This window comes from Xanthomonas sp. AC360 (assembly GCF_979258225.1).
Map to the genome: position 1 here is coordinate 715,741 of NZ_OZ409846.1, position 12,340 is coordinate 728,080.

Genomic DNA, 12,340 nt, shown 5'->3' on the forward strand with positions numbered 1-12,340 from the left:
CGGGAGCGGATATTCGGGATTGGAGACATCTAGCGCACGCTTTGCGGACGCAGTGTCGCTAGGAATCGACGTCATCGCGTGCCCGCAGTCCGCTACGAGTGGTCTTTAATCTTCAGGTCCGGCCGTGCGCGCTCGATGATCACGCCCACCGCCTGCGCGCCGCGCACCGCGCCGGGCTTGCTCAGTTTCAGCCGCAGCCAGTGCACGCCAAACTCGTCCAGCACGATCGCCGCGCAGCGCTCGGCCAGCGTTTCGACCAGCCCGAAGTCGGAGGCCTGCACGAATTCGATCAGGCGCTTGCTCACCGCCTTGTAGTTCAAGGTGTCGGCAATGTCGTCGCTGGCCGCCGGAATGCGGTTGTCGAACCCCATCTCCAGATCGAACCGCAAGGTCTGCCGGATCCGCCGCTCCCAGTCGTAGATGCCGATCAGCGCATCGATGTCCAGACCTTCAATAAACACTTTATCCATAGGGAATCGGGAGTCGGAAATGGGGGATGGGGAGGAGCAAGAGAAGCGCGCGCGACGGACAGGGTCGGAGTAAAGCTGTTAACTATTCCCGATCCCCTAGTTCCGATTCCCGCGCCGCCAGCGGCGGCAAGCTCGCCATATCCCAGCGCGGCGTCACATGCACCTCGGCCCCGGCACGCTCGCCAGCCTCAAGGCGCAGCGCGCCGGCGAAGGCGATCATGGCACCGTTGTCGGTGCACAGGGCCGGCCGCGGGAAGCAGACCCGGCCACCCCGACGCTGCGCGGCCTCGTGCAGCTGCGCGCGCAGGCGCTTGTTGGCGCCCACCCCACCGGCCACCACCAGCGTAGTGCAGCCGGCCGCATCCAGCGCGCGCAGGCATTTGATCGCCAGCGTCTCCACCACCGCATCTTCGAAGCCACGCGCAATATCCGCCCGCGTGGTGTCGGATTGGTCGCTGGCGCGCCAGGCCAGCAGCACCTGGGTCTTGAGCCCGCTGAAACTGAAATCCAGGCCCGGCCGGTCGGTCATCGGCCGCGCGAACTTATAGCGTCCCGGCGTGCCGGTTTCGGCCAGCGCCGCCAGCTGCGGCCCGCCCGGATACGGCAGGCCCATCATCTTGGCGGTCTTGTCGAAGGCCTCGCCCGCCGCATCGTCCAGGGTCTCGCCCAGGACCTCGTAATGCCCGAGCGCCTTCACCGACACCAGCTGGGTGTGCCCGCCGGAGACCAGCAGCGCCACGAACGGCGGCTGCGGCGGGTCGTCCTCCATCAACGGCGCCAGCAGATGGCCTTCCATGTGATGCACCCCGATCGCCGGCACGTCCAGCGCCCAGGCCAGCGAGCGCGCCACGCCGGCACCTACTAAGAGTGCGCCGACCAGGCCTGGGCCGGCGGTATAGGCCACCCCATCCAGGTCGTCGATGCGCAACCCGGCCTCGTCCAGGGTCTGGCGGATCAGCGGCAGCAGCTTGCGCACATGGTCGCGGCTGGCCAGTTCGGGCACCACGCCGCCGTATTCGGCATGCAGCGCGATCTGGCTGTAGACCGCATGGGCGCGCAGCGCCGGCACGCCGGACAAGGCGGTGTCGTAGACCGCCACGCCGGTCTCATCGCACGATGATTCGATCCCAAGGACTTTCACGGCAGCTCGGCAGACAGAACAAGCGTCTATTTTCGCAGCTTTTGTGCTGCGCAGATGCGCCGCTGGCGATATGCTGCGCGCCCGCATCCGCAGCGCCGGATCGGGCGCAAACGCACGCTCTGGCGGGCTTCTCGACACAAATTTCGGCAGGGGCTTGCAGGTCGTTGGCAAGTCGTTATAATGCGCGGCTCGCCGGGGCAACCCGGAAATTCCGTCACGCGAGTCCGCTCGCACCCGCCCGGGGCTCCCGGACGGAAATCCCATTATCTGGAGAACCCATGCCCAGCGTTAAAGTCCGCGAGAACGAGCCCTTCGAATTTGCGCTCCGCCGTTTCAAGCGCACCTGCGAAAAGGCCGGCGTGCTGGCCGAAACCCGCAAGCGCGAGTTCTATGAAAAGCCGACCCAGGAGCGTAAGCGCAAGGCTGCCGCTGCTGTGAAGCGTCAGTTGCGTCGTTCCTCGCGCGACGTCACCAAGCGCCAGCGCTTGTACTGATCGAACGCGGTTCTTGCCGGTGGGTCTGCGCTGTAGGCGCGACTCATCGAAAGAGAACCCAAGAGCCGGCACGCGTAAGCGTCGCCGGCTTTTTGTATTGGTTCGCTGACCGGATCGAAATCCGTCATGGGCGATGCGTCGCCGGCCTCGCGCCGGGCACAGCCCTCTCGCCCGCCCCGTCTGTTTCGCCGATGCGCGTTGCCAGCCGCAGCGCGTCGCCCCCCCCCTCACCACGTAACCAGGAGTCACCACATGCCCCTCAAGCAGCAGCTCACCGATGACATGAAGGCCGCCATGAAGTCCGGCGACAAGCACAGCCTGGGCGTGATCCGGCTGATCAACGCCGCGATCAAGCAGAAGGAAGTGGACGAGCGCATCGAGATGGACGACGCCGCGGTGATCGCCGTGCTCGACAAGATGGTCAAGCAGCGCAAGGACTCGGTCACCCAGTTCGAAGCCGCCGCACGCGAGGACCTGGCGCAGATCGAGCGCGAGGAAATCGTGGTGATCGAACGCTACCTGCCGGCCAAGATGGGTGAAGCCGAAATCATCGCCGCCATCCAGGCCGCCATCACCGAAACAGGTGCCAGCAGCCCGGCCGACATCGGCAAGCTGATGGGCGCACTCAAGCCCAAGCTGGCCGGTCAGGCCGACATGGGCCTGGTCTCGACCCTGGTCAAGCAGCACCTGGCAGGCTGATCCACGCGTCCGCATTGCCCTGCGCCAACGGCCGGGGCACTGCGGACGGTGTGTGGTGTCGGGCTGTAACGCGTCGGTGATGCGTCATCGGCCGGTTTCCCCTTGCAGATGCTGGCCCCAGTTGGGTTGCCGCAGTCCGGGCTGGCTCCCGCGCGTCACCGCCGTTGCAGGCATCGCCCGCCAAACGCCGCGTATGTCGCAGCCCCAGCGCTGTCACCAACGACGCGACCCAGCGGCTGCATCGCATGCTGCGCCCATGTATCGCGCGCAAACCCATTCACGCAGCACCGCCACGCGCGTGCTTTCACCCCTCCTTCGAGCAGGCCCTGCTAGAACGGGTGCGCCAGCGCAGGCGTAGGCAAGGTTCTTCCGCATACCGACCTTGCTCCGACCCACCTGCGCGCACAACGGTATGCGCCAAGGATGTTCCCGCCGGTGACGACGCTTTCAACCGCCTATCTGCACAAGCATGTGAGCCGCCTGCAACGCAGCGTGCCGATGGCCCTGCTGAACCGTTTTATCGAAATCGACGTCATGACGCAGGCCGCGTCGCTGTCGTTTTACGCACTCTTGTCGCTGGCACCCCTGCTGGTGCTGCTGTTGTGGCTGACGGCCTCGTTGTATCCGCCTGCGCAGGAGGCGTTGGTGCAGCAGGTTGCGCAACTGGCGGGCAGCAGCGCGGCCGAAGTCGCCCAGACCATCATCCGCAACGCCACCGCTCAGCCTGGCGTGGGTTCACTCGCAGGCTTGTGGAGCACGCTACTGCTGTTCATCGGCGCCACTGCGGTGTTTGCGCAGTTGCAGAACGCCCTGAACCTGATTTTCCGTACCGACAAAGAGCGGCTGGACGGCCTGATGGCGTGGCTGAAAAAGCGCGTGTTCTCGTTCGGCGTGATCCTGGCGTTGGGCTTTTTGCTGATCGTGTCGATGATCGCCACCACTGCGTTGCAGGTGGTGTTTGCGCGCCTGCCGTCGGTGCTGCCGGCCGTGGGCTACATCACCACGCTGGCCCTGTATTCGTTGGCGTTCGCGTTTTTGTATCGCTATCTGCCCGACCGCACGGTCGATTGGCGTCAGGCGTTTCTGGGCGGCATCATCACCGCACTGCTGTTTGCACTGGGCCGTTATGCCATTGGCGTGTATATCGCCACTGCGGCGCCCGGCAGCGCGTACGGCTCAATGGGCACGCTGGTGATCCTGCTGGTGTGGATGTATTACGCCTCGGTGGTGTTCTTCGTCGGTGCATTGATCACCGCGGTGATCGACGAGCGGGTGCGCTCGCATCGCAAGTTGCGCGAAGCAGGCGTGGACCCGGAGCACCCGCCGATCATGGTGCCGCCAGCCGATGCGCAGGCGGTTTCCGCAGCCCCACATCCGACGTCGTCGCAGCACAGCTGAGCGTGAGCTGATGCGGGCATCGCTAGCGCATACCGACGTCCTCTAAAACAAGGCGGCCGCTGGCCGCTGCGATATCCTAGCGGGATGGCCCGCATCCCCGACGCATTCATCGACGAACTGCTTGCACGCACCGACATCGTCGAAGTGGTGGGCGGCCGCGTGCCGCTCAAGCGTCAGGGCAAGGAGTATTCGGCGCGTTGCCCGTTCCACGACGAACGCTCGGCCTCGTTCACGGTCTCGCCGACCAAGCAGTTCTATCACTGCTTCGGCTGCGGCGCGCATGGCACAGCGATCAGCTTTTTGATGAATTACGACCGCCTCGAATTTCTCGATGCGGTCGACGAGCTGGCCAAGCGCGCCGGCATGGAAATACCGCGCGACACGCAGCAGCGCACGCCGCAGCAGCAGGACGACAGCCGCGAGCTGTATTCGGCACTGGAAGCGGCCACCAAGTTCTTCCAGCGTCAGCTCGAAGGCAGCGCGCGCGCGGCCGAGTATCTGGATGGGCGCGGCGTGGATGCCGACAACCGCGCGCGTTTCCAGATCGGCTATGCGCCCGATGGCTATAGCGCATTGAAGGACACCCTGGGCACCGATGCGCGCCGCATGAGCGTGCTCGAACGTGCCGGGCTGTTTTCCAAGAACGACCGCGGCCATGTCTACGACAAATTCCGCGATCGGGTGATGTTCCCGATCTTCGACCGCCGCGGCCGGGTGATCGCCTTCGGCGGTCGCATCATGGGCGCGCCGGCCGATGGCCGCGACCCGGGTCCGAAGTACCTCAATTCGCCGGAAACCGCACTGTTCCACAAGGGCCGCGAGCTGTATGGCCTGTGGCAGGTGCGCCAGGCCAACCAGAAGATCGAGCGGCTGATCGTGGTGGAGGGCTACATGGACGTGGTCTCGCTGTTCCAGTTCGGCGTCACCCAGGCGGTGGCCACGTTGGGCACTGCCACCACGCCCGAACATGCCGAACTGCTGTTCCGCAATGCGCCGGATGTGTACTTCTGCTTCGATGGCGACAACGCCGGGCGCAAGGCTGGTTGGCGCGCGCTCGAATCGGTGCTGCCGCGCATGAAGGACGGCCGCCAGGCGTTCTTCCTGTTCCTGCCCGATGGCGAAGACCCGGACACCATCGTGCGCAAGGAAGGTGCGCAGGCGTTCGATCAGCGCCTGAAACAGGCCACGCCGCTGTCGCAATTCTTCTTCGACGAAATGTCGCGCGAGATCAATCTGCACACGCTCGATGGCAAAGCGCGCCTGGCCGAGCGTGCCAAGCCGATGCTGGCGCAGATTCCCGAAGGCGCGTTTGGCGATCTGATGAAGCAGGAACTGGCGCGCATGACCGGCGTCGGTGCGAGCATGTCCGCGCAGCAGTCCTCGTCCAAAGCGCGGCCGCCTGTGCGCATGGCGGCGCCCACGCAGAAACGCAGCCTGGTGCGTGCGTCGATCGCCATCCTGTTGCAACAACCCTCACTGGCGATGAGCCTGGAAGGCGACCACGACTTTTCCGGTTTGCGCCTGCCCGGCATCGAGCTGTTGATGGAGCTGCTGGCGCTGGTGCGGCAACGGCCGGAAATCAGCACCGGCGCGCTGCTGGAACACTTCGCCGACCGCGAGGAACTGGTTGCGCTGCAGAAGCTGGCCGCGCAGGAGCTTCCCGGCGACGAGCACAGCTGGGCGATCGAGTTGCACGACGTCGTCGCCCAACTCGACAAACAGTTACTGCGTCAGCGCGTGGAAGAACTGCAGACCAAACAGCGCGCGCAGGGCCTGGACAACACCGACAAATACGAAATGCGCGAGTTGCTCAAAGCGCTGGCAGCATTGTGATGCTCCAGTGCCTACGCCATGCGGCCTGGTGCATTGCGCTGCTCAGCGGCGCCGCGCTCGCACAGACAACGCCCACAGGCACCACCCGCAATCTCATCAGTTCCGGCCAGCCCACGCAGGCGGACCTACGTGCTGCTGCGGCCCAGGGCGTCACCACCGTGATCGATCTGCGCTCTCCCGAGGAGCCACGCGGTTACAACGAAATCGCAGCCGCCGACGCACTGGGCCTGCGCTATGTCCGCCTGCCGATCCGCAACGCCGATGCACTCACGCCAGAGACCGCACGCGCCTTGCAGCGGGTGCTCAATCAACAACAGCAGGGCACGGTGTTACTGCATTGCGCCAGCGGCAATCGCGCCGGCGCGCTGCTGGCCCTGCTCGCCGCACGCGAAGGCGCCAACCCCGAACAGGCGCTGCAGATCGGGCGCGAAGCCGGCATGCAGCCATCGCTGGAAGCGGCGGTACGCAAACAACTCGGCGCCGAACCGCAGCGCTGAGACCCCGCGGGGACACTGGCGGCAACAACGACGCAGGCTTAGAGCGGCTAACAACACGTAGCGAGCAGTCGTCAGGCGGGTGTGGACGACGCGCTCGGAGCTGGCGTGTCCGAGTGGTACATGCCGCACCGAGCACAGGCCGCGCGCGCCTGACGGCTGCGCAGTCGTCGTGTTGACCGCTCTTAGGCAGCGCCCGCACGCGTCGTAGAATGATCCGCTCCCCGCGCACGTTCGCGCGATACCGTCGGATCTCGATGAAGAAGCTGCTGGCGCGGTTGCGCATTGACCCTTTCACCCTCGCGCTGCTGTGCACGGTCACGCTCGCCTCGTTGTTGCCGGTCTCCGGCGCTGCCGCCGCGATCATGGACGATGTCACCGATGTGGCGATCGCTGCGCTGTTCTTCCTGCATGGCGCACGGCTGTCGCGCGAAGCGGTCAAGGCAGGCGCGCTGCATTGGCGCCTGCATCTGGTGATCCTGGCCTGCACGTTCGTGCTGTTTCCATTGCTCGGCCTGTTGTTCAAGCCAGTGGCGCATATCGCACTGACGCCGGAGCTCTACATCGGCGTGCTGTTCTTGTGCGCACTGCCCTCCACGGTGCAGTCGTCGATCGCCTTTACCTCGATGGCGCGCGGTAACGTGCCGGCCGCTGTTTGCGCGGCCTCGCTTTCCAGCTTGCTGGGCGTGTTTTTCACCCCGTTGCTGATGGGCGCGATGGTCGGCAGCCAGGGCGCGATGGCGCACCCGGCCGAGGCCATCGGCAAGATCCTGCTGCAACTGCTGGTGCCGTTTTTGGCTGGCCATTTCATGCGCCCGTGGATCGGCGGTTGGGTCGAGCGCCATCGCGCGGTGCTGCGCTATACCGACCAGGGCACCATCCTGCTGGTGGTCTACACCGCCTTCAGCGCATCGGTGAACGAAGGACTGTGGCAGAAGACCCCATTGCCGGCATTGCTCGCGGTGCTGGGCGCTGCGGCGCTGTTGCTGGCAGTGGCCATGCTGTCGATCACCTTCCTTGCGCGCCGGCTTGGTTTCAACCGCGCCGACGAAATCGCCATTGTGTTTTGTGGCTCGAAAAAGAGCCTGGCTACCGGCGTGCCGATGGCCAAGGTGATGTTTGCCGGTGGCGGCCTGGGTGCGATCGTGTTGCCGATCATGCTGTATCACCAGTTGCAGCTGATCGTGTGCGCGTTCGTGGCTGCGCGCTACGCGCGTAGCGCGCCGGGCGATCCGCCGCCGGCCACCGGCCGCCACTGAAGCGGGAACCCCGGCGATCAGGCGGCGCCGATGCGACCGCCTGCGCTCGCTCGATTGGCCGTGCGCTGGCCGTCGAACGCACCCAGACCGGTGCGCTGCGCGTAACAACAATTCGCATCGGATGCCGTTGCCGGCGTGTGTGCAGAGATACAACGGTCATGACCTCCATCGGCGCGGGCGCAGCCTCGCTCGCCAGAGTCGCTGACCCATCCCCTGCCGCCTCCCCTGGTGATCCCATGAAGCTGTCCCGCCGACGCCCTTCCCCGTCCTTGATCGCACTGCTTGCGGTGCTTGCGACCCTGACCGCCTGCAACAAGCCCGCGCCACCGTCGGCGCCCGCACACATCACACCCGCCGCCGCACCTGCCGCAGACACCGGGATCGCCTGGCACGAAGGCGACATCGAAGACGCGTTTGCCGAAGCCAAGGAAAGCGGCAAGCCGATCCTGCTGTACTGGGGCGCGGCCTGGTGCCCACCATGCAACCAGTTGAAGGCCACCTTGTTCAAGGATCCGGCGTTCATCGCGCGCACGCGGCAGTTCGTCGCGGTGCACCTGGATGGCGACTCCCAAGGCGCGCAGGCCTGGGGCGAGCAATTCGGCATCAAGGGCTACCCCACCATCATCGTGCTACGCGCGGACCGCAGAGAAATCACCCGTCTGGCCGGCGATAGCGACAACGCCCGTCTTGCCGATGTGCTGCGGGTGGCCGCCACCAGCACCACCACCGTCAAACAGCTGTTGGACAAGGCGCAGCGCGCACCACAGGAACTCAGCGCGGACGACTGGGCCGTGCTCAGCAACTATGCCTGGGGCAGGGACGACCGGCTGATCAAGGCCGATGACGCCGCCGGATTGCTCGCACGCCTGTCCAAGGCCGCCCCGCAACCGGCACTGCAACACCGGTTTACGCTCTCGGCGCTGGCCGCAGCGGAAAAGCCCCCCGCGCCAGACCCGGCCTATCGCACCCTGTTGGAGGCGGTCCTGGCCAATCCGGCCGAACTGCGCGCCAACCTCGGCACGCTGAGCTACGTCGCCGCGCGTCTGGTCGGTGCGTCCAGCACTGACGCCGGCGAACGTGCCGCCCTGTCGGCCAAGCTCGATCAGGCATTGGACACCGTCTATGCCGATACCAGCGTACCGATCAGCGACCGCCTGGACACCGCGTACGCGAAAGTACAGCTTGCACGCCTTGCGCAAGGGCAGCCGACCGAGACCAAGCCAAAGGGGCCACAACCGCCGTTGCCGGCAGCGGTGGTCGCTGCCGTGCACCAGCGCGTGCAAACGGCAGTGGACGCGGCCAAGACCGTCGAGGAACGGCAATCCATCATCAGCGACGCGGCTTCGTTGTTGAGCGAGGTAGGCGACAGCAGCGCTGCCGAACAACTGCTGCTGGCCGAACTGGGACGCAGCAAGACTCCGTACTACTACATGCCGGAACTCTCCCAGCTCGCCGAAGACCGCGGCGATCGCAAGACCGCGCTGTCCTGGCTCAAGAAGGCCTATGAAACTGCCGATGGCCCCTCGATCCGCATGCGGGTCAGCATGATGTATGTGGACGGGCTGATCCGGCTGAGCCCCGACGACACCGCCGGCATCGAAGCAGCTGCCACCCAGGTGATCGGCGATCTGGCCACACAGTCCGATGGCTACCGTCAGCGCACCCGTCAGCGCTTCGACCGGCTGGGCACCTCATTGAAAACCTGGAGCAAGCAGCATCACCAGGAAGGCAACGCGGTGCTGGCACGACTCCGGCAGAAAATGCAAGCCAGCTGCGACAGCAAGAACACCAGCGCGTGCAGTAGCTGGCTAAGCTGAGCCAGCACAACCCGGCAGGCATCTGCGCAGCGGCAATCGGGCTGCCTCAGATGTCTGCCGCGGTTCTCACCGCACCCACGGCAACAGCAGGTGATCCACCATCAGGAAGGCGAACAACGCCATCAGATACACGATGGAATAGCCGAACATCTTCATCGAAAACAATTCGTCCGGCGGGTCCAGCATGCGCCACGCATACCAGAGGAATACCGCGTTGAGCACCACCGCGCCGCCGAGATAAAACACCCCACTCATGCCCACTGCCACCGGCAGCAGCGTCACAACCGCCAACACGATCGTGTAGATGAGGATCTGCTTGCGCGTGTGCGGCACCCCGTGGGTCACCGGCAACATCGGGATCGCCGCCTTGGCGTAATCGGCACGCCGGAAAATCGCCAGCGCCCAGAAGTGCGGCGGCGTCCAGATGAAGATGATCAGCACCAGGATCGAGGCATTGATCCAGTCGGCCGTGGTCGGCAGCCCGGTGACCGCCGCCCAGCCCAGCATCGGCGGCGTGGCGCCGGCCAGCCCGCCGATCACGATGTTCTGCGAGGTCGCCCGTTTCAGGTAGACGGTGTAGATCACCGCATAGCCGATCATCGAAGCGAAGGTCAGCACCGCGGTGATGACGTTCACCCAGACCACCAGCATGGTCATGGAGATCACGATCAGTACGCTGGCAAACACCATCACCTGCCACGGCCGCACCTTGCCCACCACCAACGGACGCCAGGACGTACGCGCCATCTGCGCGTCGATCTTGGCATCGAGTAATTGATTGATTGCTGCCGCCGCCGAGGCGGCCAGCCAGATCCCCACAAACCCCAACGTGCCCGCACGCACCTGTGCCCAGGTCGGTACGCCGGGAATGGCCAGGAACATGCCCACCAGCGCGGTGAACACGATCAGTGCCACCACCTTTGGTTTGGTCAGATCCCAATAATCGCGTGCACTGACAGCCATGCTCATTCCGGCGCGCGCAGCCGCGCCAGTAGCGACACCAGCACGAACAGCAATGCCACCGCGCCACCGTTATGCAGCACCGACACTTCCAGCGGCAAGGCCAGCTTGACGTTGAGCATGCCCAGCGTCACCTGCACCGCCACCAGCACCGCCAGCGCCGTCGCCCACACGCGCATCCCCGGCGAACGCGACAAGCGCCACGCCAGCCACCACAGATACAGGGCGGTCGCGATCGCCCACAAGCGATGCGCCATCTGGATGGCGATACGCGCCGCGCCATCGAGCACGCCGCCTTCGTAATCCACACCGATCCCGCGCCACAGCGTGAAGCCTTCGCGGAAATCATGCGTCGGCCACCACTGGCTGACGCAACGCGGGAAGTTGTCCGCAGACCAGCTACCGCCGCCGCAGGCCAGCGCCGCATAGTTGGAGCTGACCCAGCCGCCCAGCGCGATCTGCAGGCCCAGCACCGCCACGCCCAGACGCAGCAGCCACTTCAGCCGTGAGGCGTCGGCCAGCGTGATCGGCAAATGGGTCGCCCGCCACGCCATCCACACCAGCAGCGAAAACATCAGCATGCCGCCGAGCAGATGGCCCATCACCACGATGGGCTTGAGCAGCAGCGTCACCGTCCACATGCCCAGCAGCGCCTGGAAGATCACCACCGCCAGCGTCAGCACGCCGGCACGTGCCAGATCGATATTGCTCCAGCGCAGCGCCGCCAGCAGCAGGATCGCCTCGCCCGCGGCTGCCACACCCATCGCCAGCGTGTGCCAGCCAGACATGTACAAGGGGATCGAGAGCGCCACCAGCGCCGCCGCCGACACGACCTGCGCAATGCCCATGCGGCGGCGACGCGCGGCCAGCAGCGCCAGTACCAACACTTCCACGCCCAGCGCGCCGGCCAGGAAGCGGTGCACCTGCTCGCGCCAGGCCTTGTGCGATTCCAGCGGGCGAATCTTGCTGGCCACATGCGTGTTGGCTTCGTCGGCAGTCTGCGGCCAGGTGACGCGGCCATAGCAGGTCGGCCAGTCCGGACAGCTCATGCCGGCATCGGACAGGCGCACGAACGAGCCGAACAAAATCGTGCTCGCAGTGAACAGCGCCGCAAGCCAGGCCATGCGGTGGAAGTGGCGGAACAATGCCGGTGGCGCAAACAGATTCATCGAGACGGGCTCACATCAATTTCAGCAGCTTGACCAGATCCGCACGCAAGCCGGCCGGGTCAAAACCCGGGGCATAGCGCAGGATCACGAAGCCGTTGGGGTCGATCACATACACCGGCACGCCGGCCGCATCGTTGCCACGTGGCAGTGCGCGCCGCAGCGATGCATCGTCACGCAGGACGCGCAATGCCGGCATCGGCGGCAGACCGGCGGGCGGCGTGCCGATCCACAGCACCTCCACCTTGTCGGCGCGATGCCCAAGCAGCTGCCAGACCTTGTCCAGTTCCGCGGCCAATGCCACGCATTGCTGCGCACAGTCTGCCGGTGGGGCGAGCGCGATCCGCCAGATGCGTTCGCCAGGTGCCCACGCGTACGGTTTCCCGTCCGCGCGCACCGGCACCAGCGCACGCAGGTCGGCGGGCGGATTGAGCAATTGTCCGTTGTTGCGCATCGACGCCGGCTGCCAACCGGAGAAGCGCAGCACGCCGGCCAGCAACATCGAGCCGAAGAACAGCACTGCCAGGGCAATCAGCATCCTGCGGCCGCGTTTGACCGAGTGCGGCGTGGCCGATGTGGGAGAGGTCATGCTGGCGATTTTCTCATGCC

General features: G+C 65.6%; 12 protein-coding genes and 1 other RNA gene. 7 read left to right on the top strand and 6 right to left on the bottom strand.

Features of this window, described 5'->3' with window-relative positions; all coding sequences use genetic code 11:
* Positions 1-92: 92 nt before the first annotated feature.
* Both folB and tsaD read right to left on the bottom strand, forming a co-directional pair.
* Positions 93-470, bottom strand: coding sequence for a dihydroneopterin aldolase (folB, locus tag ACZZ0O_RS03125; protein WP_115529083.1), 378 nt, complete (start codon positions 468-470; stop codon positions 93-95).
* A gap of 82 nt (positions 471-552) precedes the next feature.
* Positions 553-1,611 (bottom strand): tRNA (adenosine(37)-N6)-threonylcarbamoyltransferase complex transferase subunit TsaD, encoded by a 1,059-nt coding sequence (gene tsaD, locus ACZZ0O_RS03130; RefSeq protein ID WP_463592205.1) that lies wholly within the window; start codon positions 1,609-1,611, stop codon positions 553-555.
* 278 nt (positions 1,612-1,889) lie between these two features.
* Between tsaD and rpsU the strand changes: the two genes are divergently transcribed.
* From rpsU to ACZZ0O_RS03155, 5 genes are all read left to right on the top strand, one after another.
* The gene (gene rpsU, locus ACZZ0O_RS03135; RefSeq protein ID WP_002808376.1) at positions 1,890-2,105 is read left to right on the top strand and encodes a 30S ribosomal protein S21; all 216 of its coding nucleotides are present in this window, start codon (positions 1,890-1,892) and stop codon (positions 2,103-2,105) included.
* 252 nt (positions 2,106-2,357) lie between these two features.
* A complete protein-coding gene (locus ACZZ0O_RS03140; protein WP_463592206.1) occupies positions 2,358-2,804 on the top strand; it encodes a GatB/YqeY domain-containing protein in 447 nt (148 codons plus the stop codon).
* A gap of 435 nt (positions 2,805-3,239) precedes the next feature.
* A complete protein-coding gene (locus ACZZ0O_RS03145) occupies positions 3,240-4,202 on the top strand; it encodes a YihY/virulence factor BrkB family protein (protein ID WP_463592207.1) in 963 nt (320 codons plus the stop codon).
* 84 nt (positions 4,203-4,286) lie between these two features.
* The gene (gene dnaG, locus ACZZ0O_RS03150; RefSeq protein ID WP_323516845.1) at positions 4,287-6,035 is read left to right on the top strand and encodes a DNA primase; all 1,749 of its coding nucleotides are present in this window, start codon (positions 4,287-4,289) and stop codon (positions 6,033-6,035) included.
* The gene (locus ACZZ0O_RS03155; RefSeq protein ID WP_463592208.1) at positions 6,035-6,532 is read left to right on the top strand and encodes a phosphatase domain-containing protein; all 498 of its coding nucleotides are present in this window, start codon (positions 6,035-6,037) and stop codon (positions 6,530-6,532) included. The genes dnaG and ACZZ0O_RS03155 overlap by 1 nt, the downstream gene beginning before the upstream one ends.
* A gap of 45 nt (positions 6,533-6,577) precedes the next feature.
* Here the strand turns inward: ACZZ0O_RS03155 and ACZZ0O_RS03160 are convergent.
* A non-coding RNA gene (locus ACZZ0O_RS03160) (sX9 sRNA) lies at positions 6,578-6,654 on the bottom strand.
* A gap of 87 nt (positions 6,655-6,741) precedes the next feature.
* Here ACZZ0O_RS03160 and ACZZ0O_RS03165 point away from each other — a divergent pair.
* Complete coding sequence (locus tag ACZZ0O_RS03165) at positions 6,742-7,788, top strand: bile acid:sodium symporter family protein (RefSeq protein ID WP_055847460.1); 1,047 nt, start codon at positions 6,742-6,744, stop codon at positions 7,786-7,788.
* 236 nt (positions 7,789-8,024) lie between these two features.
* Positions 8,025-9,605 carry a thioredoxin family protein gene (locus ACZZ0O_RS03170; protein ID WP_463592209.1) on the top strand — a complete coding sequence of 527 codons (1,581 nt, stop codon included), beginning with the start codon at positions 8,025-8,027 and terminating at the stop codon, positions 9,603-9,605.
* Between the two features lie 66 nt (positions 9,606-9,671).
* Here ACZZ0O_RS03170 and cyoE read toward each other — a convergent pair whose 3' ends face one another.
* Genes cyoE through ACZZ0O_RS03185 form a run of 3 tightly spaced genes read right to left on the bottom strand, consistent with a single transcriptional unit; the run spans position 9,672 to position 12,320 of the window.
* Positions 9,672-10,568 (bottom strand): heme o synthase, encoded by an 897-nt coding sequence (cyoE, locus tag ACZZ0O_RS03175; protein WP_463592210.1) that lies wholly within the window; start codon positions 10,566-10,568, stop codon positions 9,672-9,674.
* A 2-nt stretch (positions 10,569-10,570) separates the two neighbouring features.
* Positions 10,571-11,734: a COX15/CtaA family protein gene (locus tag ACZZ0O_RS03180; RefSeq protein WP_055847452.1), complete on the bottom strand. Its 1,164-nt coding sequence runs from the start codon at positions 11,732-11,734 to the stop codon at positions 10,571-10,573.
* A 10-nt stretch (positions 11,735-11,744) separates the two neighbouring features.
* A complete protein-coding gene (locus tag ACZZ0O_RS03185; RefSeq protein ID WP_115554777.1) occupies positions 11,745-12,320 on the bottom strand; it encodes a hypothetical protein in 576 nt (191 codons plus the stop codon).
* Positions 12,321-12,340 lie beyond the last annotated feature (20 nt).

Bases quoted from the DNA above. Each gene is read 5' to 3' on its own strand.
- folB (WP_115529083.1), bottom strand. From the start codon at position 470: ATGGATAAAGTGTTTATTGAAGGTCTGGACATCGATGCGCTGATCGGC.
- rpsU (WP_002808376.1), top strand. From the start codon at position 1,890: ATGCCCAGCGTTAAAGTCCGCGAGAACGAGCCCTTCGAATTTGCGCTC.
- ACZZ0O_RS03140 (WP_463592206.1), top strand. From the start codon at position 2,358: ATGCCCCTCAAGCAGCAGCTCACCGATGACATGAAGGCCGCCATGAAG.
- dnaG (WP_323516845.1), top strand. From the start codon at position 4,287: ATGGCCCGCATCCCCGACGCATTCATCGACGAACTGCTTGCACGCACC.
- ACZZ0O_RS03155 (WP_463592208.1), top strand. From the start codon at position 6,035: ATGCTCCAGTGCCTACGCCATGCGGCCTGGTGCATTGCGCTGCTCAGC.
- ACZZ0O_RS03165 (WP_055847460.1), top strand. From the start codon at position 6,742: ATGATCCGCTCCCCGCGCACGTTCGCGCGATACCGTCGGATCTCGATG.
- ACZZ0O_RS03170 (WP_463592209.1), top strand. From the start codon at position 8,025: ATGAAGCTGTCCCGCCGACGCCCTTCCCCGTCCTTGATCGCACTGCTT.
- cyoE (WP_463592210.1), bottom strand. From the start codon at position 10,568: ATGGCTGTCAGTGCACGCGATTATTGGGATCTGACCAAACCAAAGGTG.
- ACZZ0O_RS03180 (WP_055847452.1), bottom strand. From the start codon at position 11,734: ATGAATCTGTTTGCGCCACCGGCATTGTTCCGCCACTTCCACCGCATG.
- ACZZ0O_RS03185 (WP_115554777.1), bottom strand. From the start codon at position 12,320: ATGACCTCTCCCACATCGGCCACGCCGCACTCGGTCAAACGCGGCCGC.